The 26033-nt window shown below is 48.9% G+C and carries 20 protein-coding genes, 1 other RNA gene and 1 pseudogene; 8 read left to right on the top strand and 14 right to left on the bottom strand.

All coding sequences use genetic code 11. From position 1 onward, the window contains the following. A pseudogene (locus tag BZJ18_RS14020) lies at window positions 1-151 on the top strand (IS4 family transposase); the annotation flags it as partial. A 61-nt stretch (window positions 152-212) separates the two neighbouring features. Here the strand turns inward: BZJ18_RS14020 and BZJ18_RS14015 are convergent. The 7 genes from BZJ18_RS14015 to BZJ18_RS13985 form a co-directional block, all read right to left on the bottom strand. Continuing rightward, window positions 213-2474 (bottom strand): glycoside hydrolase, encoded by a 2262-nt coding sequence (locus tag BZJ18_RS14015; protein WP_241824981.1) that lies wholly within the window; start codon window positions 2472-2474, stop codon window positions 213-215. Between the two features lie 73 nt (window positions 2475-2547). Then, window positions 2548-3426 (bottom strand): DUF2861 family protein, encoded by an 879-nt coding sequence (locus BZJ18_RS14010; protein WP_077457652.1) that lies wholly within the window; start codon window positions 3424-3426, stop codon window positions 2548-2550. Further along, window positions 3423-4067, bottom strand: a complete 645-nt coding sequence (locus BZJ18_RS14005) for a response regulator transcription factor (protein ID WP_077457650.1) — start codon at window positions 4065-4067, stop codon at window positions 3423-3425. The genes BZJ18_RS14010 and BZJ18_RS14005 overlap by 4 nt, the downstream gene beginning before the upstream one ends. Continuing rightward, complete coding sequence (locus BZJ18_RS14000; RefSeq protein WP_077457648.1) at window positions 4064-5461, bottom strand: ATP-binding protein; 1398 nt, start codon at window positions 5459-5461, stop codon at window positions 4064-4066. Before BZJ18_RS14000 ends, BZJ18_RS14005 begins: the two co-directional genes overlap by 4 nt. A 173-nt stretch (window positions 5462-5634) precedes the next feature. After that, an RNA gene (ffs, locus tag BZJ18_RS13995) (signal recognition particle sRNA small type) lies at window positions 5635-5731 on the bottom strand. 128 nt (window positions 5732-5859) lie between these two features. Beyond that, window positions 5860-6588 (bottom strand): hypothetical protein, encoded by a 729-nt coding sequence (locus BZJ18_RS13990; RefSeq protein WP_077457646.1) that lies wholly within the window; start codon window positions 6586-6588, stop codon window positions 5860-5862. A 41-nt stretch (window positions 6589-6629) separates the two neighbouring features. Beyond that, entirely contained in the window at window positions 6630-7049 is a 420-nt protein-coding gene (locus BZJ18_RS13985; RefSeq protein ID WP_077457644.1) for a YbaY family lipoprotein, read from the bottom strand. Window positions 7050-7148: 99 nt separating this feature from the next. Here BZJ18_RS13985 and tesB point away from each other — a divergent pair, with 99 nt between their 5' ends. Continuing rightward, complete coding sequence (tesB, locus tag BZJ18_RS13980; RefSeq protein WP_077457642.1) at window positions 7149-8012, top strand: acyl-CoA thioesterase II; 864 nt, start codon at window positions 7149-7151, stop codon at window positions 8010-8012. Window positions 8013-8101: 89 nt separating this feature from the next. Here tesB and BZJ18_RS13975 read toward each other — a convergent pair whose 3' ends face one another. Genes BZJ18_RS13975 through BZJ18_RS13965 form a run of 3 tightly spaced genes read right to left on the bottom strand, consistent with a single transcriptional unit; the run spans window position 8102 to window position 12125 of the window. Then, window positions 8102-9862 carry an ABC transporter transmembrane domain-containing protein gene (locus BZJ18_RS13975; RefSeq protein ID WP_077457641.1) on the bottom strand — a complete coding sequence of 587 codons (1761 nt, stop codon included), beginning with the start codon at window positions 9860-9862 and terminating at the stop codon, window positions 8102-8104. After that, window positions 9855-11615 (bottom strand): ABC transporter transmembrane domain-containing protein, encoded by a 1761-nt coding sequence (locus BZJ18_RS13970; RefSeq protein WP_077457639.1) that lies wholly within the window; start codon window positions 11613-11615, stop codon window positions 9855-9857. Before BZJ18_RS13970 ends, BZJ18_RS13975 begins: the two co-directional genes overlap by 8 nt. Before the next feature lie 42 nt (window positions 11616-11657). Further along, window positions 11658-12125, bottom strand: coding sequence for an Lrp/AsnC family transcriptional regulator (locus BZJ18_RS13965; RefSeq protein ID WP_077457637.1), 468 nt, complete (start codon window positions 12123-12125; stop codon window positions 11658-11660). 133 nt (window positions 12126-12258) lie between these two features. Here BZJ18_RS13965 and BZJ18_RS13960 point away from each other — a divergent pair, with 133 nt between their 5' ends. Further along, window positions 12259-13320: a PLP-dependent cysteine synthase family protein gene (locus BZJ18_RS13960; RefSeq protein WP_077457635.1), complete on the top strand. Its 1062-nt coding sequence runs from the start codon at window positions 12259-12261 to the stop codon at window positions 13318-13320. 193 nt (window positions 13321-13513) lie between these two features. Here the strand turns inward: BZJ18_RS13960 and pyk are convergent, their stop codons facing one another. Both pyk and BZJ18_RS13950 read right to left on the bottom strand, forming a co-directional pair. Continuing rightward, the gene (gene pyk, locus BZJ18_RS13955) at window positions 13514-14992 is read right to left on the bottom strand and encodes a pyruvate kinase (protein ID WP_077457633.1); all 1479 of its coding nucleotides are present in this window, start codon (window positions 14990-14992) and stop codon (window positions 13514-13516) included. 128 nt (window positions 14993-15120) lie between these two features. After that, entirely contained in the window at window positions 15121-16500 is a 1380-nt protein-coding gene (locus BZJ18_RS13950) for an MFS transporter (protein WP_077457631.1), read from the bottom strand. Between the two features lie 287 nt (window positions 16501-16787). Between BZJ18_RS13950 and BZJ18_RS13945 the strand changes: the two genes are divergently transcribed. From BZJ18_RS13945 to BZJ18_RS13935, 3 genes are read left to right on the top strand one after another with little or no spacing between them, the layout of a single operon-like run. Continuing rightward, window positions 16788-18074 carry an ABC transporter substrate-binding protein gene (locus BZJ18_RS13945; RefSeq protein WP_077457629.1) on the top strand — a complete coding sequence of 429 codons (1287 nt, stop codon included), beginning with the start codon at window positions 16788-16790 and terminating at the stop codon, window positions 18072-18074. Next, window positions 18074-20428 (top strand): ATP-binding protein, encoded by a 2355-nt coding sequence (locus BZJ18_RS13940; protein WP_077457627.1) that lies wholly within the window; start codon window positions 18074-18076, stop codon window positions 20426-20428. The genes BZJ18_RS13945 and BZJ18_RS13940 overlap by 1 nt, the downstream gene beginning before the upstream one ends. Further along, window positions 20418-21686, top strand: coding sequence for a sigma-54-dependent transcriptional regulator (locus BZJ18_RS13935; protein WP_077457625.1), 1269 nt, complete (start codon window positions 20418-20420; stop codon window positions 21684-21686). Before BZJ18_RS13940 ends, BZJ18_RS13935 begins: the two co-directional genes overlap by 11 nt. 223 nt (window positions 21687-21909) lie before the next feature. Here the strand turns inward: BZJ18_RS13935 and BZJ18_RS13930 are convergent, their stop codons facing one another. Further along, window positions 21910-22599 carry a response regulator gene (locus BZJ18_RS13930; protein WP_077457623.1) on the bottom strand — a complete coding sequence of 230 codons (690 nt, stop codon included), beginning with the start codon at window positions 22597-22599 and terminating at the stop codon, window positions 21910-21912. After that, window positions 22596-24269 (bottom strand): ATP-binding protein, encoded by a 1674-nt coding sequence (locus BZJ18_RS13925; RefSeq protein WP_077457621.1) that lies wholly within the window; start codon window positions 24267-24269, stop codon window positions 22596-22598. The genes BZJ18_RS13930 and BZJ18_RS13925 overlap by 4 nt, the downstream gene beginning before the upstream one ends. A 194-nt stretch (window positions 24270-24463) precedes the next feature. Here BZJ18_RS13925 and BZJ18_RS13920 point away from each other — a divergent pair, with 194 nt between their 5' ends. Both BZJ18_RS13920 and BZJ18_RS13915 read left to right on the top strand, forming a co-directional pair. Beyond that, entirely contained in the window at window positions 24464-25441 is a 978-nt protein-coding gene (locus tag BZJ18_RS13920) for a tripartite tricarboxylate transporter substrate binding protein (protein WP_077457619.1), read from the top strand. A 78-nt stretch (window positions 25442-25519) separates the two neighbouring features. Continuing rightward, complete coding sequence (locus BZJ18_RS13915; RefSeq protein ID WP_241824980.1) at window positions 25520-26032, top strand: tripartite tricarboxylate transporter TctB family protein; 513 nt, start codon at window positions 25520-25522, stop codon at window positions 26030-26032. The last annotated feature ends 1 nt before the right edge of the window (window position 26033 follow it).

Genomic DNA, 26033 nt, shown 5'->3' with positions numbered 1-26033 from the left:
GTATTGGGCGTACATTAACCTCGGGAAGTTAGCCGGTTGGCATGACTCAAAACGTAATGGCCGAGTTGGCTGGGAAAGGTTATGGGAAGGATGGTTTATGTTACAAACCATCCTTGAAGGTTACCTACTAGCCCAGTCTCTTGACCTCTGAGATGTGATCAAGAGACAGGCGCAATGCGGGCTTTCTTATATCCTGTTAGCGCACCTTAATCCTACTGAGACACAGACCAAACCACTTGCGTTCCATCACTCAACTGCGCCACCAAACCTTTTGCGGGCACAGTGATGTCTGACATACCGACTGGTTGGTCGGTAAAGTTGGCGGTTAGCGTCGACCCATCGCTAAATTGGGTCTGCTGCACGCGTCCGCGTTCGTCCAACCAGCGAAAGTCCACCAAGGCTTTGTCCCAAAGGGCTTGATGAATTGGCATAAAGCCCTGTTGGTAATGTTTAATCGCACGAATCCGAGGTTGCGATGGCGACGTTGCTTCATCACGACTTAAATGCACCATGGCGGGCACATTATAAAGCATGGCTATTAAGTCTCTCTCAGCACGCACATTGGTAAACTTTAGGCTATCGCTATGCCAATGGTGGCTATTGATCACCTCATCATGGAACACCGCTTGATAAAGTGGAATACGATATTGCGGATCAAACAAAAGAGCTTGATAAAGCGGCTTCACTTTCGCCGACTGAAAGAAAAAGGCGGGCTTGTTGTCAGGAAACCAAGGGCCAAGGTAATAGGGCGAAGAGCGATTAGACTTCATGTCTTCATCCCGCCATCCAAAACCAATCGTTTCTAAACCATGTGCAAAGGCAATACCCTGCGTGGTCAAGCTATTACCATCTTCCGATCCCAACACCACAGAGTGACGCTGTGCAAGTGATTGCATACGTTGGTTAAATGCAGCGACCATATCAGCCTCGCGGGTATCGCGACGATAGTCTTCTCGCGCCATCGCAGTGGCATCTGCATCAATAAACAAGCTATTAAAGCGTCCATATTTAATAATATCAGCGACGCGCTGTGTAACATAATCGGTACCACATGCTGGGTTGAGATAGAAGCCGTTGTCACGAAACCCTTTTTTCAATTTACCATTGCGCTGTTCAATCGCACACGATGTGCGCATCGCATCCGGTAATTGTGCAGTCAGCCAGCTATCGTTCACCCCACGTGGGATCGCGGTATTGTAGGAGTCATAGGGACCAATTAAATAGCCCGCTTGCTTGGCCTTTTCAACGACGTGCGGCTGATAAAATGCCGGCATCCAATTGTCCAAGCCTAACCATAATTGACGGATACCCGCTTTTTGTAAGCTGTCGATCATCTCAGTGGAAAGCCCCTGCCCCCACTGTTCAGCCGGTTTAAGGTGCTGTCCTGCGCGCGCGGCTAACCACTTTTTACGTTGCTGCGCGGTCTGGTACTGCTGTTTGATGGTATTGTCTTTTTCCGTAGGCGCGGTCACCGGAAAGGCCTCTGCCAACGCACGATTAATGCCATTCACCAAGGTGTTTTTATGATATTGGCTAAACCAGCCTTGCTCACTTGAAAGCTCCCCGAGTGCCGCTTTGGTCTCATCATCAAACGGCAATGATGACGCATTAAGCGCCCAACGTTTAAGCCCCCACCAATCCTTCACATCATCTCGAGCAAGCGGCCCTCGTCCAAATAGATACACATGGGTCGCGCCAATTAGTTTGGCCGTTTCAGGGTTTTGCTGCACTTTTTCCGCCAATGAAACTGCTTGATGCTTATCTTCTCGCCACTGACGGTACCACTTCGCCCCATCCAAGGGATGTTGGCCTGGTTTGACCCTCACCACAAAGGGGTCGTGACGGTTCAGAGGCGTAAATGTATGAGCCGCCCCCATGTCGAGTTTTTTATTCGCCCGCCCAAATCCCAGTCGGTTATTGGTCGCAGTGACTAAATGATAGCTGACATATTGGCTACCTATTTGGGCAGTCCAAAACGGCATCTTTAAATCCTGCGTGGTATTAGACCCATCTCGGCTTGCCTGTAAATAATCAATCCACTGCGAATGATCTGTGGGTACTCGCATTCCTTCGCTAAACGGTAATAATAATGTCTGGGTGTCCTGATCCGGTAGATCAAACCAATGCAATGTAACAGGGTGTTGGCGCGCCACTTGGGCGTTGTCATCCAAAGACATGGATAACGTTAACGCGTCGTCCAAAGTGGCAGACACCTCGATATTAGCTGGCTCCCAGCGCCAGTTAAATTGATTGGGCGCTGGATGACGTACATCCACCACCTGCTGGGGCTGCTGACCCACCGCCAAATTAGCGTCATTAATGGGTAGGCTGTCCCAGTGCATCCTCAGATCGCTAGGGTTAATGGTGACGTGTGTCTCTTGATGGGTCAAAGTGAGAGGCGCTGCGTAGGGAGTTAAGCTGAATAGCGTCAAGCTCAACGCAACACAAGAACAATAAAAAGATGATAGGTTCACGCGATGTCTCCAGTTGATATCAGCGCGCTATTAAATGCCAACCTCGTACCTTATTTGTCACCTCGCTGTCTCTTTATTCGCTATTCACTGCGTCAGTGCGCTCGACAGCATTGGGTAGGGGGAGTGCCAATCGCTCAACATAGCTCACCTTGATCGCGCCTTGGTATTCAAAGTGACTCACGGTTGCACTCAAATGGCTTGCAGTAGCAGGCGGAGACGTCGGCAAATCAACCTTAACGGGTAATGCACCCTCAGCGGTTCGTCCAGAGGCATAAATCGGCGCTTGATCCACCCAACGATAGGCATCGTCCAGCCATAACCAATACGCCGTGGCAGGGGCACAGCTTTGCGGCGTTGTCGGCAAATCAATCGCCAGTTGCATATCAGGATGCCCGGTCAGTTGTACCCAAGGACGACGCGGGAGTCCGTAAATCACTAAGCTGTAATGCTGATTACCTAGCTTGAGTTCGTAAACGCCCGGATCCACTTGGGTAAACAATTGGCCCGACTCAATCTCTTGATAGCTGGCTTGCGCCGTGAGTGTGGCGCTTAACACCGTTTGTCCACTCGGATCCATAAGCGTGACTCGCGTTGTGTTTGCCACCTGCTCCGCCGAGAGCTTGATTTCATAGCCCAGACTCGACGCCCCTGCGCGACGTACAAAAGAGATGGTCAAACCATGAGGGAGCCCTTTGCCATTAGGCTCGGTCAAACGCTGTCCACAATCAGTTTGATTAATAATGGCATGTTTTAGCGCCGCCCAGTGCGACTCATCAACGGGCACTTGCGTCAGCGCAAACATCAACTCTTGCCAAGCCAATGTGGGCTGTTCGACCAGCAACGCCTGATAAGCCTCGCGCATAGGCGTATCCGTAAACCAAGATTGCTCAGCCTGCGCGCTGATGCTAGTCAAGCCCCAAAGGGCTGCGATACCGAGACGATGCCACATCATTGTGCTATCAACCTATACCCCACCCCACGGTGAGTCTCGATGGCAAGGTCCGGGAGTTTTTGCCGCAAACGCAAGACATGGTTATCCACGGTTCGAGTCGTCGGAAAGGCTTGATAACCCCAGATTTTATTAAGGAGCTCCTCGCGGTGGAACACCCGACCTTGGTTTTGTAAAAGCAACAGTAATAAATCAAACTCTTTGGGTTTTAGCGTGATCGCTTCATTTTGCCAGTATACCGCACGTGAACCGGGCTCGACCTTGATACTGCCATACAGCAGTTGACTCTCTCCCAAAGGACGAAGCTGAGCATAAATGCGGGCCAACAGCTCTTGATGCGCAAATGGCTTGACCACATAGTCTTTAGCGCCCGCCATTAAGCCTTCAACCCGTTGTTCAACTTCAATTTTGGCGGTTAATACGATGACAGGTAACGCTTTCAATGCCAGCCAAGTAGGGAGATGCGCCAAGCTATCGCCGTCTGCCAATTGGCGATCCAAGATCACTAAGTCCGCGTGATACCAATGCTTCTCAACCTTTGCGCTTTCCATCAACCAAGTACAGTTGAAACCTTGCGTTTCTAAAAACTGACGTAGGCCCTCACCCAATAATTTATCGTCTTCAATCAATAACACGTGGCTCATTGGGGTAACTCCAAGATACAGCAAGTCGGGTGCCGTTTTATCAATAGCTTTCCGCCCATTTGACGCGTTAAACGCGCCACCAAAAACAATCCAATGCCCATATTGTGTTCCGAGGTTGGCGCCCGACAGCGCCGCCATAATCGCTGCCACCATGACGGAAACACACCATCATCGTAGACACAAACACGGACACGTTTTCCCACACACACACGAATCCATACGGTTTCCCCACCATGTTGGTGCGCGTTTTTAATCAAGTTTTCCAAGCAAATCGATAACCAATAGAAGGGTAACGTCAGCGTGCGATCGTCCTCGAGGGTATAGTCAATATCAAAGGGGTCACACACGTGATCGAGCCAATCAGACAGCGATGCCGTTTGCGTCTTAAACTGTTCACTCTTATCCGTACTCAGATAACCTTTACTGGTTTCGGTCAATTGACTCAACCTTTGATGATCAGCCAACAATCGCCACAATACATCTTGCGCATCTTCGCTGAGTTGATCGAATTGGTTGCGCAGCATTTCGACGGTTAACCCCAAGCTGGCAATTGGCGTGCGTAACTCATGCGTTAGCAGTTGAAGTATAAACTGTCGCTCTCGGCGCTGTTGATAACGATCATACACACTACGCGCAAGCCCGATGACTAAGGCAATACAGACCAGCACGAGTATCGCGGTAAATACACCTTGATAAGCCGGRTGGAGTTGGTTGCAAATATTGCCATAGCGATAGTCACAGCCRGTCGACTCCGTCGACAAACTGAGTCGATAAYGTTCTGCAATCGGCGACCACACAGATTGAGGCAATACCTTCCACCCCAATTCGCCATTCAACCACAGCTGATGATTATCTAGATAGGCACGATAGCCACTCAGTAACGCGTCACGCCCTTGCGCACTTAGGTCACTCAATGACTGATGTAGGGGATGCTGTGGGTTATCGAGGGTCAGCCGTTGGAGAATGTCAGATGGTGGTGATGTCGTCGGATAGGCGGCAAGATAACGGTCCGCATAACTGCCTCCCGCTGGGTGCAATAACGGATTTTCCACAAACCATGCTGGCGGTAATGACTGACCGTTGCACAAAGCAAGTTCAAAGCGCTGCGCAATCAATAACTGGGGATCGACAATGCGGGGATTGGCTTGACACCGCTGCGTCACCTGATGCAATGCAACCAGATCTTGCCAGTTAAAATGCGTAAAATCGGGGTACTGTGCTTGGCTTTGCAGCAGGTTTTGCGAGTACGCATTGAGCGAAGGCTGAGCCACCACCAAATGACCGGCCTGCCACGCTTCATCATAAAAGCCCTTGAGTTGCGTTTGTAGCTCACTGGCCGCCACTTGACTGCTTAGTAAAGCGAACAGTAACGCGGCTAACGCTCGAAAACCCAATCGATTCTCCCCAGACCTATCATTACGACTAATGATTAAATCATAGCTAAGCGGTAAGGGGCTGTGTCACCCGAGTGTCAACATCAACGTTATCAATGAAGCGTATCGCATAAATGGATTGAAGGGTACGCGACGAAGAATAAGAGAAAAGCGAAGAGCAGAAAGGGCGGAGGCCTCCCCAGCTGCATCCCGGCACACACGTCCCAAGCGCGGGCTGCTTCCTTCCGGACCTGACCCAGTACACAAGATAGTGTTGCGGGAGAACCAAGGAGGCCTCCATCGATATGTCGTTAAGCTTGCTTAACTGCGGGGCATTATGTGGCATGGCTGGATGCAATGCAAGGAGGATTGATAGCTTCGCCGCTTAACTGTTGATCTTATGAGCAATATCCACCCGGTCAGTCGTCCGGCTCTTCCAAAAACAAGTATTCCCCGATCCAAATTGCCGCTAGCATCGTTGCCCACGCGACCAAAAGCGACATGGTAAGTTGTGAGGGTGTTACTAGCGTGATCACCAAAAAAGGAACGCAAGGTAATACATGTAAAGCGATGGGACGCGAGGAGGCAAACCGTGGCGTCAGCCCTATCCACTGCAATAACCAGATCACCGCCACAACCGAAACACACCAAAGCGCAGTCGGCCAACCAAGCAGCACGGCAAGCACTGGTAGCAAAAGCCATGCACTTTGCCGAGGTGGCATGTACGAGCGCCATTGCTGTAGCGCGCCCCATGCCACGACTAATCCCAGCAGCAAGACAGTGAATACCCAAGATGAACCGGCGAGTTTTGCCTCCGATTGCAGCGCCATAATACCAGTCAGCATCGCAATCATCACTGAGCCCAGCAATAGTTTGACATGTAGATGCCGCAAGGGGTTCATCAACAATGACAAGGCGGGCAGCATCAGTAAACTGGTTGCACTGAGCAATGCAGGCAGCTGGGGCATGGCATAGGCAAACGCCCCCATCGCCAACACAAGTAACCAACTCGTGAGTGTCTCGGGGTAAAAGAAAAAAACAGCTGGGACGAAAATCGCCCAACTGGATAACGAAAAACCGGAGACCAAACTGGCTGCCGCTGCAATGGCGACAAGCAACGCAGGCCAAAGCAAAGAAGAGATCCGCATGCACACTCCTTGTGCTCCACTCACTCTTCTCAGTGTAGTGATTAGTTGCCGACTCGCACCAGTGTCAGGGTGGGATCAAAGGTATGATTCGTATCCGTGATCACCTTATTGATGGTATTGGTGATAAACAGCGGGCGTTCGTTCACATCAATTTGTGCCGTGACGACGTATGTGTGTGTTAGAGAAATTTGGCTCGGATCGTAATTCAGTGAAAAGTGAATAGGCACTTGCTGGCCTTCGGTTACGAATGATTGTCGGCTAATCTCTTTACCGGGTGAACCCATTTTTTTCATTTCTACCAAACGGACCGTGACGCTGGCATTCTCAGGTAAAGCAAGTCGCTCACGATACACTAAAGTGCCGGAAACACTCGCTAAATCATTAGGTTGACTATTCCCTGAACAGGCAGTAAACACTAGGGCAGTGAATAAGGCGAACAACAGAAACGATAGTTTCTTCATTAAAGAATCCTCACTGGTACGCGTTTGAATGCGGCAAAAACGCTAAGGTTATGATAGCTTGATCAATAACACTGGAAGCATAGCACGTATCAAGGACTTATGAGCCAACCACTGACAGAACTCTTACAATTACTGCAGCTTGAGCGGTTAGATACTGGCCTTTACCGAGGTCAAAGTGAAAACCTTGGACTGCCACAGGTGTATGGTGGGCAGGTCATTGGGCAGGCCCTATCGGCCTCTAAAACCTCGGTCGACCCTGATCGCTTTTTGCATTCATTCCACAGTTATTTTCTGCGCCCAGGCGATCCTGAGCAGCCGATCATCTACGACGTTGAGATACTCAGAGACGGAAAAAGTTTCAGTACGCGACGGATCAAAGCGGTGCAAAACGGCAAACCCATCTTCTATTTGACGGCGTCTTATCAAGAGGAGGAAGAAAGCTTTGAGCATCAAAACACCATGCCGACCGACGTGCCAGCGCCCGAGACCTTGCGCTCGGAGCAGTCGCTAGTCAATGATATCGCCCACAAGCTGCCACCTAAGGTGGTCAAAGCGTTTGGGGGCGACAAGCCGATCGAAGTGCGACCTGCCACGGTGATCAACCCACTAAAGCCCCATGCGGCGCCGGCTAAGCAATATTTATGGATCCGCGCCAATGGTGAAGTGGGAGACGATTTTCATGTCCACCAGTATTTACTTGGCTATGCCGCCGATTGGGGCTTTTTGGTCACGGCCTTGCAGCCTCACGCAGTGACGCTGCTTACGCCGGGCATGAAAGTGGCCACCATTGATCACTCCATGTGGTTCCACCGTCCGTTTAGAATGGATGAGTGGCTGTTGTTTGCGATTGAAAGCCCCTCCGCCAGTGGTGCGCGTGGCTTTGTACGCGGCGAACTTTTCAATCAGCAAGGCGATCTTATCGCCTCAGCGACCCAAGAAGGCTTGATGCGTAAACTCTCCTAACCATCAACGTCTCGAGCGTGAACGAGTCTGAGCAATACAAAAAAGGGGCATTGCGCCCCTTTTTATCTGTTTCACCCATGACTGAACCGCTACACCTGCGCCTCTTCCTCTAATGCGGCTAAATGCGCGCTGGCTTGCTGGAGTTGATACATCTGCCAGTAGCGGCCTTGCTGACGCAGCAGGCTTTGATGACGCCCTTGCTCAATCACGCGGCCACGATGCAAGACGAGGATGTTATCGGCCTCAGCAATGGTCGATAAGCGGTGCGCAATCACTACCACTGTCATCTGTTGACGTAACCTGTTCAGCGCCTGTTGCACAAGCTCTTCGGTGCCAGAGTCGATATTGGCGGTGGCTTCATCGAGGATCAGAATTTTAGGCTGACGCACCAACACCCGCGCCAGAGCCAACAGCTGGCGCTGACCGGCAGAAAAGGTCATTCCGCCCTCACCAAGTAAGGTATCCAGCCCCGCTGGCAATCCTTTCACGTAATCTGCCAGCGCCACTTGCTCGAGTGCATGCCAAATTTTTTCATCATCCAGTGTCTGTCCCAGCGCGATGTTTTCTCGCAAGCTCCCCGTCAACATGTGTGGGTCTTGTTGCACCATGGCAACGTCCTCACGCAAGCTTTGATGACTCAAGCTTTCAATTGGTAATCCACCCAGCGTCAGCGTCCCCTCGCCTGCGCGATAAAACCCCATCAGTAGCGACGCCAAAGTTGATTTACCGCTGCCCGTATGTCCCACCAACGCCAGAAAGCCGCCGGCAGGGACGTCTACATTCACGTCTGACAACACCGGTGTTTCGCCATCATAGGAAAACGACACATTCTGCAGTGCAATGGCACCATCAGGGATCGGCGTGGTGTCATGACCATATTGCTCAGGCGGCGTATCCATCATTTCGAAAAGCCGCTCACCGGCCGAGATAGCCTGCTGAAGCAGTGACAGTTGCTGCATCATTTCAATTAATGGCTCGGTGATCCGCCCCAAATAGCTTAAAAAGGCGTACAGCACCCCAACCCCAATCACTGCTGTGCCGCTAAAACCGAAGATAGCCACCAAAGACAGCAACGCGGCCCCCGCCAATAAATCAATCAAAGGGCGGAGATAGATCCCGTTAAGGCGCTGAATGGTGACCATGGCATCCAAGTGATCCGCGGTCATATCACTGAATCGCGAGGAGAACGCCCGTTCTTGCTGCATTAGCTGGATCAAATTCATGCCAAGCACAGATTCGTTCATCACCCCGTTGATGTCCGCCAGCCGGTCTCGTGCCCGACGATACGCAGGCGCGGAGCGTTTTTGATAGCGCGCCATCACCAGTACCACACAAGGCAGTAGTACCAGCACCACCATTGTCAGTTGCACACTGAGCATCAGCATCGCCACCAGCATCACCCCAATCAGCGCGATGTTGCGTAGAAAGGTTGAAAGCACCGACACATACAGCTCTTTCAACGACTCGGTGTCATTGGTCAAACGCGATACAATCCGCCCCATTGGCACATAATCAAACGCTGACAGAGGCTGTTTAATCACGTTGGCGAACACCGCTTTACGAATACGTTGAATGATGGCCACCGCCATGGTGTTAAAACGCAGCTCGTACTGATACTGAAAGCCCGCGGAGACAATGGTCGATACGATATAACCGACTGCCAGTGCCCACATGATCACCGCCGGATAATGGTCTTTGGCGACATAGTTATCGAGAAATATTTGCACCAAGTAAGGGCCCGTCACCTCTGCCACCGCCGCCACCAGCAAGAAAATCGTGGCAATCACAAATTGACGCCTGTCGCGGCGCATGTAGCCTAGCAATCGAAATAAGATCTCTCGCTTAGTCATGGCGCGGCTCCTCATCGGCTTCCAATGCCGCTTCCAGCTGCTGATATTGGTGCATTTCTTGATACCATCCTGGCTGTTGAATCAATTGGCGATGCTGGCCACGCTCTCGGATTTGCCCGTGGCTGAGCACCACAATTTCATCGGCATTTTCGAGTGCCGATAAGCGGTGGGCAATCACTATCGTGGTACGGGTATGCTGATGCTGTTGCAGGTTCTGCAAAATGCGGTGCTCGGTGTCACCATCAACCGCCGACAAGGCATCATCCAAAATCAAACACTCCGCTTCCACCAACAAGGCGCGGGCAATCGAAATACGCTGCTTTTGACCGCCAGATAGAGTGATCCCTTTTTCACCCACCGCAGTTTCATACCCGTGCGGCAGCTGACGGATGTCTTCATCGATGCAGGCAAGTGTCGCCGCCTGCTCGATTTCTGCTTGAGTTGCATCCGGACGACCAAGGGCGATGTTTTCCGCAATCGAGCGCGAAAACAAAAACGGCGTCTGCGTCACTACCGCGAAACGTTGTCGCCATGACGACAAATCAGCCTCCGCTATCGACACATCACCATAGCGAATATCGCCCTTTTCAAGCTGGGTCAGATGAAGTAGCAATTGCAACAAAGTTGATTTACCACTGCCGACTGGGCCGGCAATCCCCAACATGGCTCCAGGCGGAAGCGTCACATGGATATCTTTGAGGGCAAAACTGTCATCCGGTTGCCACTTAAACTGCTCAATCGCCAGCGTCAACGGCTGCATGGTGTCAGGCAGCGGCGTGTCACCGCCAACAATGTCCGGCTGCTCTTGTAGCAACGCATCAATCCGCGTCCAAGCGGCACGCCCACGTTCAATGATATTAAACAGCCACGCCACCGCGAGCATCGGCCAAATCATCAAACCTTGATACAAGGTAAATGCGGTAAGATCCCCAAGCGAAATCTCACCGTTAGCGACCAAGTAGCCGCCGCCAGAGACGGTTAGGAAAAACGAGGCGCCAATGGTGCCTTGGATCACCGGCGAAAACAGTGCATCAACCCGCGCTACCGCGAGGTTTTTCTCCCCAGTGCGATCGGCGACTTGATCAAACTGATTCATTTGATGCTGCTCTAAGCCGAATGCACGCACCATACGCACTGCTGACAGTGAGGACTGACTCACCTCTGACAGCTCAGAAAATGCCGCTTGTGATTCGGTGAACGTATGGTGCAAACGACGGCCAAAGCGATTAACCAGCACCGCCATCACCGGCATCGGTAGCAGCGCTAACAGCGTCAGCTGCCAGCTGATTTGGCTTACCATCACAATGAGCACGGCCGCGCCTGTGATAATAGAATCCCCAGCGGTCAGAACCCCTTCACCGGCGGTCATTACCACTGCTTTTACATCATTGGTAGAGCGCGCCATGATATCGCCACTCGGGTAGCGACGGAAAAAATGCGGGGATTGGCGAGTAAAATGATCATAAAGCCGGTTGCGCAGCACAGTACCTAGCTCGGCCGCGGCACCAAATAGCCAGACTCGCCACACAATGCGTAGCACATACACCACCACCCAAATGGCCAGCATACCCGCGAGTAGCCACATCAGTAACTCAGTCGAAATCTCTCCCGCGACCACGCCATCAACCACATGGCCCACGGCCATCGGTGGAATGAGCTCGAAGACAGAGACAAATACCAAAATAATCATGGCGCCGACATAACGACGCCATTCACGTTTAAAAAACCAGCCTAACTGCCAAAACACCTTCATGAGGTCTCCTTTTTATCCCCGCCTTTTTATCATCAGAACGACCTATCGGATCGGTAAGGCGGTGGTGTACTTAAGCGCTTCCATGGCGAATGTTGATGTCACATTATTCAGACTTGGCACAGAATTGACCAGCTTTTTATAAAAATGATCAAATCGAGTCATATCAGCTACCTGCACCTTCATCATGTAATCATACTCCCCTGCCATGCGGTAGAATTCCATCACCTCAGGGAACTCGGTTACCACCTCGGTAAAGGTCTTGTACCACTGCTCACTGTGGTCATTGGTTTTGATGTGGACGAAGGCGGTAAATGCGAGGCCAACGGTTTCGGGGTCAAGCAATGCCACCCGCCCGCGGATCACTCCTTGTGATTCCAGCCGTTTCAGCCGCTTCCAACAGGGGGTCGTGGTTAGATTCACCCGTTCGGCCAGCGCGGACACAGACCAGTTTGCATCTTCCTGCAGCGCCGCGAGTAACGTGCGATCTATCTCATCTAAAGTGACAGTCATGAAAATCTATTTCCATTAAGTATTATTTAAGAGTTCATTTTTCTCTTTTGGCGTCATTATAGAGCAAAAATAGCAAGGTTTTTATCCCATGCTTTGCGTAAACTGGTGCTAATTACGCATTCGGAGACGCATGATGACAACCTCACATCCTTGCCATACTTGGGTCGGTAACGCGATTCGCCTGATTGAAGCCGACTTTAAACGCTCTGCAGATACCCATTTAATTAAACTCGATCTCCCTAGCTTTACAGACATTGATATCTATCTCAAAGACGAGAGCACCCACCCGACCGGTAGCTTGAAGCACCGCTTGGCGCGTTCTCTGTTTTTGTACGGCTTGTGTAATGGTTGGATTGATGAGCACACCACCATCATTGAAAGCTCATCAGGCAGTACTGCCATTTCTGAAGCGTATTTTGCCCGCTTGCTTGGCTTGCGTTTTATTGCCGTAGTGCCCAAAAACACTGCGTGTAAGAAGATTGAACAAATCCGTTTTTATGGCGGTGAAGCGCACTTTGTCGAGCGGTCCGATCAGATCTATGCCGAGTCTCGCCGCCTTGCTAAAGAGCTAAACGGCCACTACATGGATCAGTTTACCTATGCCGAGCGAGCGACCGACTGGCGTAGCAATAACAACATTGCCAACCGCATTTTTGATCAAATGCAGTACGAGCGCTTCCCTATCCCTCGCTGGATTGTGATGAGTCCGGGCACAGGTGGCACCTCAGCAACCATTGGCCGCTACATTCGTTATCGTTGCCAACCCACTCAGCTGATGGTGGCCGATGCTGAGCACTCGGTGTTTCACGATTACTACCTCACCGGCGACAGTGCACTGACCACCGATAAAAGCAGCCGCATTGAAGGGATTGGACGACCACGTGTCGAGCCCAGCTTTATTCCCGGCGTGATTGATAGAATGACCACAGTGCCGGACACTCACAGTATCGCCACCATTCATTGGCTAGAAAGCCAGCTTGGCCGCAAAGCCGGCGCGTCTACCGGTACCAACCTATACGGCGTCTTGATGCTGGCCAATGAAATGCGCGCCAACGGCGAGAGAGGCTCTATTGTCACCTTGCTGTGTGACAGCGGCGAGCGCTACCTAGACACCTATTACAACCCTGATTGGGTACGCGAGCACATTGGGGATCTCGACCAAGCGACCCATGATTTGCAGACGGTGTTGGGGTAAAGTGATAGCGTCTCTCGCTAGGATTCAGATTATCTATCCTTCAGTCGGGGCAATTCAGGTTTATTTCGACCTGACGTGTTTGCCCAGCGAAGCTGACACACAAAAAGGACCTGCCAAATGGCAGGTCGATTCCCTGTGGAGCAAGTTATAGGAGAAGAAATTCAAGGTCGAGCTTGGCTAAAGGAAGGCAAACCTAAGCTGCGATTTCTTCTGCTGGCTTCATGTGAGAAGACACATTCAAGCTCAGCAAGCGACAAGCGTTGATTTCACCCATGCCTTCGATGGAGTCGAGCTGGGTCATCAAAATGGAGGAAATATGCGCTTCTTTGGCCTTTTGACGTAAGCATTCCATTAACTGTGACGCGAGATCGACGTGGCTTTCTGCTGCTTTGAAATACAAAGGTTCAACACCGCGTAGAATAGTCATTTGTGCAAGTAAAGCTGGGTTGTCGCTCAGGGCCCAAATCTTAGTTTTACTTTGGCAGCGAGACATCAACAGCGGCGTTTCACCATGTTGGGTTAAAATCGCAACGCCAAGATCTTGATGAACGCGAGAAGCCGAAATCATTGATGAAAGCGCGAAACTTTTGCCTGGGTTAGAACATAAGTGTTGCAGAGTATCCCAGCAGTCATGGTTACATTCCAGCTCCTGCTCTGCACCTTGTGCGATGCGAACCATGGCTTCGACCGCTTCGATTGGGTATTTGCCCGCCGCCGATTCCGCCGACAGCATCACGGCGTCTGTTCCGTCGATAATCGCGTTTGCCACGTCTAACACTTCAGCGCGAGTTGGGAGAGGATTCTCGGTCATCGATTCCAACATTTGGGTCGCGGTAATGACTGGCTTACCCCAATGTTTAGAACGATTGATCAATGATTTTTGCACCATTGGCAGTCGTGCGTCGCCAATCTCTACGCCTAAATCGCCGCGAGCAACCATAATGATGTCTGATGCTTTAATGACATCATCCATCGCTTCTTTGGTTTCAACCACTTCTGCGCGTTCTACCTTTGCGACAATCTTGGCGTGACAACCTGCTTTTTGCGCCAAGCTGCGAGCGTATTCGATATCTTGTGCATTGCGCGGGAAAGAAATGGCAAGGAAGTCGGCTCGAAGTTTAGCTGCGGTGTCGATGTCTTGAATGTCTTTCGCGGTAAGAGCCGGAGCGGAAAGACCGCCACCTAACAAGTTAATGCCTTTACGGTTAGACAATTTACCGCTGTTCAATACTGTGGTTTTAATCCACTGCTCGTCACGGTGTACTTGGCTTACTTTTAGCTGAATGCGGCCATCATCTAGCAACAAAATATCGCCTTCGTTCACGTCTTGAATCAGCTCTGGGTAATCAAGTCCAACCATTTCTTGGGTTCCAGATTGTGCGTCAAGTGTGCCGCTCAGCGTGAATACGTCGCCTTGATTGAGTAGAACTGCGCCATTTTCGAAGCAAGAAATACGAATCTTAGGGCCTTGTAAATCGACTAACACACCAACATAAGTGTCGAGTTCGGCCGCAATTTCACGAACTAAATTCGCGCGGGCAATGTGTTCTTGCGCCGTTCCGTGAGAAAAGTTGAGCCTGACTATGTTAGCACCTGCTCGAATCAATTTAGTTAGTGTTTCTCGGCTTTCACTTGCTGGGCCTAGCGTAGCCACAATTTTGGTTTTACACATTTGTCACCTCAATCGACACATTAAAAGGAAAATAGAAATAGGGGGCTATCAATTTCGTAAGCTGTCTTTGCAAAAGAACTTAAGATATTGGATAAGTAAGCGGGAGCTGCCTCCCACTTTAGTCAGGATTAGTGACTAGGACGAGCTTCTAGCTCTTTTTCTTCAACTGGGTCAATATCAACCACTTTCTTCGCATTCCAAACAGTCAAAGCAAGAAGCAGAGAAATTACACCAGCGGCTAGCCAGAAATATTGCGCTTGTGAGAAGTCGTATTTGGTTACGCCATCAACCTCAGTGATTTTGATAAGAGAAGCAGATACTAACTCTTGGCCAGAAGCAGCGATGTAAGAGAATAGGCCGATAAAACCTTTAACTGCACCTACAGCATTCTTAGGCATTAAGTCACATGCAGTCAGACCAGCAAGGAAGACAACTAGACCACCAATAGCGAAACCGATCAAACCTAGTGCAACCGCGTCAACAATGCGGTTATCTGGGCCGAAGAACATCAAACACATGCCACCGATGTTCGCCAATCCGTAAAGTAGAGTCGGGATATGGCGGTTAGAGTTGAATAGCTTGTCAGAGATGATGCCTGATAAGATTGCACCTGCTAAACCCGTGATAGGATATGTAGACATTGCGAAGCCGGCGTCAATAAGTGAATAACCTTTAGCTTCTTGTAGGTAAAGCACTGCCCAAGAAGACATCGCGTAGCGAGAGATGTACATCGCTGCACACGCTGCTGCAATTAGCCAAACGGTCGGTTGCTTCATAATGAACATTTGAGCGCGACGAGTTTCTTTCGGGTCGTTCTTTTTCTTAATCTCAGGCTCTTCGTCAAACGCAGTTGCTGAATCCGGCAAGCCGTAAGTTTGTGGGCGATCTTTTAAGATGAAGAACATACAAATCGCTGCTGCAATCGCTGCAATACCCGCACCGATGAAACCTGCACGCCAACCGAAGTAGCTCACTAGAGACGCTGTTAGGATCCAAGTAATACCTTCACCGATATTACGTGAGCCACCCCAGATAGAGTAACGGCTACCACGTTGTTTTGGTGAGAACCATTGGAACAAAGACACACAAGACGGTGCTGAACCAACAGATTGGAACCAACCGTTTAAACCCCAAAGCAGAACAAAGAAGAATGCCGTGGTGTTCAAACCCATGAATACTGCTGTGATACCAGACAGTAGTAGAGAGAACGACATAAATCGGCCAATGTTGGCATAGTCAGAAAGGAAGCCGTTCGAGAACTTACCAAAAGCGTAAGTGAAGAAAAAAGCCGAACCCATGATACCGAGTTCTTCGATGGTTACGATGCCTGCATCTAGCATTGGTTTTTTAACAACACCTAAACTCATACGAACTACGTAGAAGACGGCGTAACCGAAAACCAAGCCTAAAAATACATGCCATTGGTAGCGTTTGAAACGCGCTTGCATTTCCTCTTTCGAGCCATCTGAAAGAGGGAGGTCAGGGCGTGTTTTAAAGAAATCAAACATCTTGCACTCCAAGTTTTAATCACAAATGTTTTGTTGCAGGGCTATCTTGAAGTGACAGATTGCACAGTACAAAGGCGTGAATTTGAGACAGAATTGACCCATGTTGATATTTAGGTTGAGTCAAAAACGGGAATTTAGAACGTTAGGCTGACACTTGTTACTGATAGAATATGCTTAGTTTTGGTTGAAGTGCGTCAATAGTGACTCAAACATACTCTGCGAGATCTTTTGACAATCTTTCATAGATTTGAGTTGCCGCACATTATTTAAGGTTTTTGGTTAATTTGATGGCTGATTTCAAGCAATTTGGGCGTCGTTTACTTCTTAGTGCGGCGCTTTATGCACCGCTCACAATGGCAGCAGAAAAAGAGTTGGTGATACTCACGACCTTCTCTCAAGCACCGATCACTGCTTTGGTGGATGACTTTACGCAACACTACCCTAATGCTGAAGTCCGAGTTGTTCACCGACGCACTCAATCGAGCCTGCAATTGCTCAGCAAAAGCTACATGAAGGATATCGACTTGGTGTTGAGCTCGTCGCCGTTTCTGATGCAAGAGCTGTCTAATGAACATCGTTTGGCTGGTATGTCGTCGCGTGTGCAAGTGCCGAAATGGTTGTCGCCTTATCTATTACCCAATAACGATCAAGTTGTAGCGTTTGGATACTCCGGCGCCGGGATTGTTTGGAACAAAGATTATTTGGCCGCGAACCATTTACCAGAACCGACGCGTTTTCAAGATCTGACCAACCCACTGTACTTTGGTCACGTCACCATGAGTACACCAAGCCGCTCCGGAACCACGCAATTGATGGTCGAGAGTGTGCTTAGTCAATATGGTTGGCAAGAGGGCTGGCGGATTTTACTCAATGTGGGCGCGAACCTCGCGACGATCTCTTCTCGCAGCTTTGGAGTGGCGGATTACATCGCCAAAGGTAAGTTTGGTATTGGGCCAACGATCGACAGCTACGCACTGATTGCGCAACGCAAGTTCGACTACGTTGGCTTTGCTTATGATCAAGACTTTACGCTGATGCCTACTTATATTGCACAAATCAATCGGGGCAAGAGTGATAAGTTGGCAGAGTCCTTTATTGCTCACTTGCTTTCGAAAGAAGTACAAGAGCAGATGGAAAGCAGCACCTTCTCCAAAACAGCGCTTGACGATACGGCTCGATACGGTGGAGAAAATCCCATCCTCGACCTAGAACAGGTAATGCCACGCGAAGCGTTAATCAACTTGATTTTTGATACCGCGATCACCAAGCGTCTTCCGGAGCTTCAAGACGCTTGGCTCTCGCTCATTAAATTGAATCGACTCGCCGCCGGAAAACCAGAGAAACAACGTTCGCTACAAGCCATTGAAAAACAACTGTTTGAATTGCCACTGAGCAAAGCGCAAGTAACCCAAATTGCGCAAAAGCTGTCGACCATGGATAAAGATTCCGAAGTTGGCATGACGCACTACCAAGCGTTGTTGGCTGAGTTTTCCCATGAATTGGGGCGTGCGATGTCGGAAAAATTGGACAACGCAAATCAGCAATTGGCCCAATGGCGAGGTAAAGAGAAGTAGTGTTATACCCGAAATACAAAACCATTGGCGCCCGCTTAATTGCCGCTTTTGCTTGCAGTACGCTCTTGCTTACCGTGGTGTGTTTGGTCGCTTGGGCGACATGGAATAGCCTGGACAGTCAGGTGCGCCTCTTGCTGGAAGATAGTGTGCCTAAATACAACGCCAGCTATTTTCTCGAAAGCAAAACCAGTGAGATTAATCGCCGTGTTGAAGCACTTGAAGCGGTGGACAATAAAGTTCAGCTGACTGAACAAGCCATTCAGATCAACAAGCAACTGGCTTCAATTTCGACAGTTCTGACAAGTAATAAGATGAACTCGGAGTTTTATCAATTGCTCGAATCGGAAGCTGGCCTTGCCTCGCTACTGGAAAAGTACGTGGATATGATTTCAACTCGTATCGATCAAACTCGCCGCGTCGACCAACTGATGGAGCAGATTAACTGGCTTCACCAAGATATTCGCTCTGAGCTCAAGCCGGTTCGACAAGAAGTGCATTGGCAGATTGAGCGGGTAAACGATTCAAAAGAAATTCAAAACTTGCTGGTACAATTGAGTACTTTGCAACGGGTCATCGATATTGAATCAGCGGTGTACGACATGGCGATTGATGTTGCTGGCGCATCAATGCCTGAGCAGGTCGACAATGGGATGAAGGTGATTCACTTTCGCTTGATGGATCTGCAAGAAAGCAGCACAACCTTAATGAATCAGCCAACCTCAATCGCTTACAAACAGTTATTGCAAGAACTTGTGGTTGTGTTGAGTCCAGAAGGCGCGTTCGATAAACAATTGATGTCATTAGTGACGCTGAACGGCGATATTCAGAAAATACAAGAGCAAATCGCGCTCAGCATGGATGCAATTCATCAACAAATCGGTGAACTGGTTTCCACTGCGGACCAAACGTTCAAACAGGTGAAGAGTGAAACCGCCGAGCGTGTGTCTTATGGCAACCACGTTTTGATCGTCTGCTTTAGTTTGTCGATCATGACGAGCATGTTCTTGACGTATTACTTCATCAACCGCCGCATTGTGGCACGTTTGATAGGGTTAGGTGACAGTATTGATGCCATCATCAAAAACGACCTGAGCCATCCGGTTGTGGTAGACGGCAACGATGAGATCGGGCGCTTGAGTGAAAAGCTCATCGAGTATGGTGACAAGGTTCAGGAAATTCAGCGGACTAACGCCTTGAGCCTAATCAACAACACCACGGCGAGTTTGATTACCAGTGATCTCAATGGTGTTGTGGAATCAGCAAACTTAAGTGCGCGTAAATTATTGAAACTTGGTGAGGTTAACGAAAGTTATCCGATTTGGGAGTACTTCCCAGAGAGCTGTCGAGAACAACTGAAAAAGGTATTCAATGGTTCTCATTTGTGGATTGAACTTGGTAAAATTCATGTGACATTGTCACTTGGAGACGAGAAGCCAAAGTATGTGCGTTTCGATATTCGTCCTTTCGCTCATGGTGCTGAATACAAACTAATCATGACCATTACGGATGTCACTCATCAAGAAATGACTACGCGTACCTTGGAAAGTCGAGTGTTAGAAAAAACGCAAGATTTGCTGCTGAAAAACCAGCAGTTAGAAAACGAAATCGAAGAGCGTATTCGCACCGAAGACAATCTTAAAAAGACGCAAGATGAGTTGATTCAAGCTGCAAAAATGGCGGTTGTAGGGCAAACCATGACCAGTTTGGCGCATGAGCTTAATCAGCCATTAAATGCGATGTCGACGTATTTATACAGCGCGAGAATGTTCCTTGAACAGGAATATCCAGAAAAGGTTGGTGAATCCATTACCCACATCGAAGGTTTGGCGACTCGGATGAGTAAGATCATCAACAGTTTGCGCCAGTTCGCTCGCAAGCCAGAAGGTGAAAGAGAAGTGAAGTCTGTAAGCGTTCATGAGGTGGCGGAGCAAGCATCCACCATTGTGAACACGCGAGCGAAGCGTCAACAGATCATCATAGAAAACCAGTTACCTGATGATGTAAAAGTGCAAGGCGATATGTTGGCGCTAGAACAGGTATTCATTAACGTCCTAGTAAACAGTTGTGATGCGTTGATGGAAATCACAAGGGACGAACAAAGACGGATTCAAATGGCGCTGGTGGAACGAACCAGCCAAACCACAATGATTGCGATCAGTGACAACGGTATTGGCTTTGGCGAAGATATCGTGCAGCGGATTTTCCAGCCTTTTGTCTCGACAAAAGAGGTCGGTCTGGGGTTGGGAATGAACATTTGTAAGTCATTAATAGAAAAGCATCAAGGAAGTATCTACCTCGCTTCCTCATTAGAAAAAGGTGCGATGGTTGTGTTGGAGTTACCTAATGAGCAATAACCCATATTCAGTATTATTGGTCGATGATGATCAGGATGTTTTGGACTCTTATTCGTATTTGATGAACATATCATCAATCAAGTCAAAGGCCATTAACGATCCAACACAAGCACTGCAATACGTCTCTCCAGAGTGGGCGGGCGTTGTTATTCTCGATATGTACATGCCGCAAATGCATGGATTAGAACTGCTTCGGATGATCAAAAACGTCGATGAGCGAATCCCTGTCATTGTGATCACTGGGCACGGCGATATTCCAATGGCGGTTGATGCAGTAAAGCAGGGCGCGTGTGAGTTTTTAGAAAAACCGATTAACCCTGCGGAGCTCGTAACGCTAGTTAAACAGCAGCTTGAAACTCGAAGCTGCCAGGTGGAATTGCAGTTACAGGCGGAGAAATCTATTTCGAGCTCATTAATGGGCAAGTCTGCGCATATGGCACAGATCCGCAAGCTTGTTGCCCAATACGCGTTACTGGACACGCACGTGGTAGTTTACGGTGAGTCGGGCACTGGGCGACATAGTGTCGCGAGATTAATTAAAGACATGATGTCAAAGAGTGAAGAAACAGAGTATAGCTCTCTTGTACTTAGCGCAACCACAACAACGGATAGTATTGATAACGCCATCGACAAGCAGCAGTCGTATTTACTTGTGTTAGAGAATTTGCCTGAACTACCTGAAGATAGGCAACGACATCTGGCTCAATCATTACTGGCTCGGGAACGTAGTGGGAAAAAGAATCTGCGCGTTGTAACGATTTTTGACTCAGAACCTGAAAAGTACATCACCAGAAATCAATTACTGCCGGAGCTGTACTATCTGCTCAACCAAGGCGAGCTTCACGTACCGCCACTGCGTCAGCGCCCTGATGACATCGTGACGATATTTCATTACTTCTTAAAACTGAGTTGTAAGAAATTAAGCATACCATTGCCAAATGTCGACTCTAGTTATCTTACCCTGCTGAGAGGCTACCGGTGGCCCGGCAACATTCGTGAGTTAAGAAATGTTGCTGAGTTGTACGCAATCGGAATTGTTAAGTTAACGGGTAAAGAGCGTATCTACTCACAAAGTGAGAGTCAGCTTCCATTGAATGATTTGATTGACGATTTTGAAAAGCAGCTCATAGAAGATGCGCTTTTTTTGTACTCAGGGCGAGTTAATGATGTTGCTAATCATTTGCATATTCCACGCAAAAAGCTGTACTTAAGGATGAAAAAGCACAAGATTGAGAAAGACAATTACAAATCACGATAGCAAAACACTTTAAACTCTCGTTTCCAATTTTCTAAGTCACCCGACTTGATGGCGCCTTGAATCATTGGCGCCGTTTCCCTGGCATCATGCGGCAATGCTTCATTGTGAATGTGAAAGTTACCAGCGAAAAATGGCGATGAGAAACGGTAGTTAAAAAATCGGTATCAGCCGGCCAAGGTAATTGACGCTACATAGTTTAGAAAACAACACTGTCACAACAGCATTATGATTTGTGGTAGCGTCGCTCCGGGCGACCGACGCTACCATAAGCCACTTCAGCGCAAAGCTCATCTCTTCCGACCATATATTCCAAGTAACGACGCGCCGTTGTTCGGCTCGCGCCAATTTGCTGCCCAACCTGCTCGGCATTTAGCGCTATCGTGGGAGCATTTAAAACCTCACGAATTTTATTCAGTGTAATCGCGTCGATGCCTTTTGGTAGTCGCGGTGAATAAGGTTCGCCCTTCTCCTTTACACCCGACGCCAGTAGGCCATCAACTTGGCTTTGAATGAGTGAATCCATGTTTGCAAGCTTTTGAATATATGTAGAATATTGGTTTAACGACGTTTTTAATCGCTCGAAAACAACAGGCTTTAAAATATAATCGAATATACCGTTATGCATGGCGGTGCGGAGGGTTTCTACCTCCTTAGCTGCCGTCACCAATATCACATCTGTATGCGTACTCTTGGCGCGCAGTTCCCTTAGTAACTCCAGTCCTGTGCCCTTGGGGAACTGATTGTCGAGAAGCAGTAATTGAGGTCGAAATACATCAAGCAAGTCTCTTGCATCATCCAAGTTATGGGCAATTCCCACTACATCAAACCCTTCGATTTTATCGATAAAGCGACGCTGAATCTCTGCAATTTTCGGTTCGTCTTCTGCAATGACAATACTGATTAATTCTGTCATGTGTTGTCCTGATATGGATGTTTTTCGAGCCCTTGCCATTTAGCTTTAGGTATATAAACCGTAAAGCGGCTTCCTGAGAATGTGCCTTGCTTATCACGCATATTCGGCTCAACTGTTACGATACCACCTAGGTGTGCAACTTGACGCTGAACTAAATCCAAACCAATACCGTGACCATCGATGCCTTTTGTCGTGTATCCACGTGTGAATATCGCCTCTGCTTGCTGGTGAGATAACCCAACACCTTGATCATTCACTTCCAAAATGAGCTCTTTCCCGTAGTCAGTAAAACTCAATGTCACCTGACCACCAGGACCATAATGCTCCAGCGTTGCCTCCAAAGCGTTATCCACTAGGTTACCCAAAATACTGACCAACTGCTCGCGCGGCAATGTCGCTGGCAAGTCTTGCATATGACTTTCTTTATCAACCGATAATCGTAAACCTAGTTCTTTCGCTCGATTATATTTACCCAACAGACACCCGGCCAAAATACTATCCGAGGTAACCTGCATCACTCGCTGGATAAAAGACTGGTGGCCAGAGGTTTCCTGACCGATCATTCGCAGCGCCTCATTTGTCGCTCCCATGTGAATCAGCCCAGCAAGAGTATGTAGTTTGTTGTTGTACTCATGTGCTTGGCTGCGCAAGGATTCAGCATACTGTTTGATTCGCGTTAGCTTACGGCTTACCAAATCCACCTCGTCTTTCAACCTAAAGCTAGACACGACCCCCGTGATTATGTCGTTTTGACGCAGTGGAATCCGGTTAACAATGAGGTTTTGATGATGAAGCCAAATCTCTTGGTCAAAATCAGGCTGTCCCTCCGCTAGTACTGTTTCCATCCCGGTATCGGGTAATACATCTGTAATATGACGACCAATGTAGGCCTGGTCTTCTGGTAACGCGAGCGTCTTTATGGCTGCGCGGTTGAATGTGGTGATATGCCCAGATTGGTTAATCGCCACAATCCCTTCGCGAACGGTTTCTAGTGTCGCATTACGCTCTTGAAAAAGACGGGCAATTTGCTCTGGCTCAAGATTGAAAATCTCTCGACGAAAATGATTAGCGAAAAAGATCGCGGTAATGACACTAAAGATAAAGGCTGCGAGGATAGCGACGAACATAGTACTGGTGTGATGAATGACGATCGCATCAACAGTATCTAGTAAATACCCCACAGAGACAATGCCGACAATCGATTTCCCGTCAGGACTGAAAATAGGCGCTTTTCCGCGTACAGACCAACCCACACTTCCCTCAGCTTGCGCAATATATGCTTGGCCATGAATCAGTGCGGAGGCATTGGTATCTCCATCATCATCAGCCATCGATTTCCCTAGACGGTCAGGTAAAGGATGAGCGAGCCGAATCCCTGCTTCATTGCCAAACACGACAAACCGAGCTTGTGCAGAACGCGCAAGTTCAACACTCAGAGGTTGCAAAAATGTTGAGTTATCATTGGAGACTGCAGCGACTACGTCAGGCATCGCCGCGATCGTCATCGCGACCCGCATCGCTTGCTGACCAATTTGCTCATTGAGCACTCTATCGAGGTAATTGATAGTAAAATAGCCAAGCGCCCCTGTTTGCAGGATCGCAATAGTACCTAAAATCAATATCATGCGCTGCTTTAGCTTCAAGCGACGCAATGAGAGAAACTGACGCATTGTGGTGGTGAGCTCCTTTCACCCAAGCATTCTCATGTCCCGTTAGTTTATCTGCGTTATGTTTTTATTGCAGTGAACATTATGAACAAAACCACCAAAATACTTTTTATTCACATTATTTTTACAATATATAAAGCACCCAACAACAGCATTACAGTCCTCATGAGGAAGCAAGCAATACATGAGGAAGCACAATGTTCAAGCTAGATCGAAAAGGTAAATCAACAGCCGTTATCGCAGGTGTGATAGCCGCCGCGCTAAGCATTAACGTCCAAGCGAACGTCGACAGCATTCATTTTCTGGTACCAGGCGGCGCTGGTGGTGGTTGGGACAGCACAGCACGTGGTGTCGGGGAGGCTCTTGCTAAATCTGAGCTTGTCGAACAGATTTCGTACGAAAACATGTCCGGCGGTGGCGGTGGTAAGGCCATTGCGTACCTGACCCAAACCGCTGAGCAATCTACCGACACGTTAATGGTTAACTCTACACCGATTGTGATCCGCTCTCTTGCCAAAGTTTTTCCCCAATCGTTTCGTGATTTAACCCCAGTAGCGGCCACTATTGGTGATTATGCAGCGTTCGTTGTACCAAAAAATTCGAAATACCAGAGCTTTACCGATCTTGTGGAACAATACAATAACGATCCTCGTTCCGTTTCTGTTGCCGGTGGGTCAGCGCGCGGCAGTATGGATCACTTAGTGGCAGCGCTCGCCTTTAAAGCAGGTGGCGGCGACCCACGACAAGTCAAATACCTCGCCTATGATGCCGGAGGAAAAGCCATGGCAGGGTTGCTATCAGGCGAAACTCAGGTGCTATCAACCGGTTTGAGTGAAGCGTTGACCCTTGCAGAAGCAGGCGAAGTTCGCATCCTGGCGATGACAGGAGAAGAGCGCTCTCCCGTTGCATCCGATGTTCCCACCCTCAAAGAGCTTGGCTACGACGCGACGTTTGTAAATTGGCGTGGCTTTTTTGGCTCCCCAGATATCAGTCAAGCGCGTGCAGAAGAGTATGCACAAGTACTGGGTGAAATGTATGACACACCTGAGTGGAAATCCGTGCGTGATCGCTACGGCTGGACCGAAATTTATAAGCCTGGCGATGAATTCATGCGTTTTCTTGAACAACAGGAAAAAGAAATAGGCGCATTGATGACTGAACTTGGTTTCATGTAATCGCCCTATCGCAGCGTCGCCATGCTTCTTGGCGCGCTGCTTCTCCATTTTATTGGTTCATCCAGAGAGGGAACTCCAATGACGATAACCAAAGACCATATTGGCGGCCTAATATTTCTGAGCTTTTCGCTTGCTTACAGTTATTACGCTAATCAAATCGCACTTATTCCTGGCGATGAGTTTCAGCCCTTTCATGCCCGAACCCTCCCCAACTTTCTTGCCGTATTAGGGGGTGTGCTCGCGCTACTGCAGTTGCTCACCGCCACAAAAAGTCGACACTCAAGGCTTTCATTAACCGGCTACGACTTTTGGCTCATGGGTAAACTTTTATTATTGATGGTCGCGTTTTCTCTTGCGCTGAAATGGGTCGGTTTTTTGGTATCCACCGCGCTGTTTCTTTCTGGCGGTTATTGGTTACTTGGTGAGCGGCGTCCCAAAGTCATTCTCTTGGCGGCGGCGTCCCAAAGTCATTCTCTTGGCGTCAGTCCCTTTTGCTATCAGCTTCTGGTTTTTATTGACTCAAATGCTCGATATCTATCTGGCACCCGGTCAACTTTTTCGCCTAGCCCAAGGAGGGTAAGCGATGTTTGAT

The organism is Salinivibrio sp. IB872 (assembly GCF_001995345.1).
GTDB classification, from domain to species: Bacteria; Pseudomonadota; Gammaproteobacteria; order Enterobacterales; family Vibrionaceae; genus Salinivibrio; species Salinivibrio proteolyticus.
This window is presented reverse-complemented; position numbering and strand designations above follow the sequence as displayed.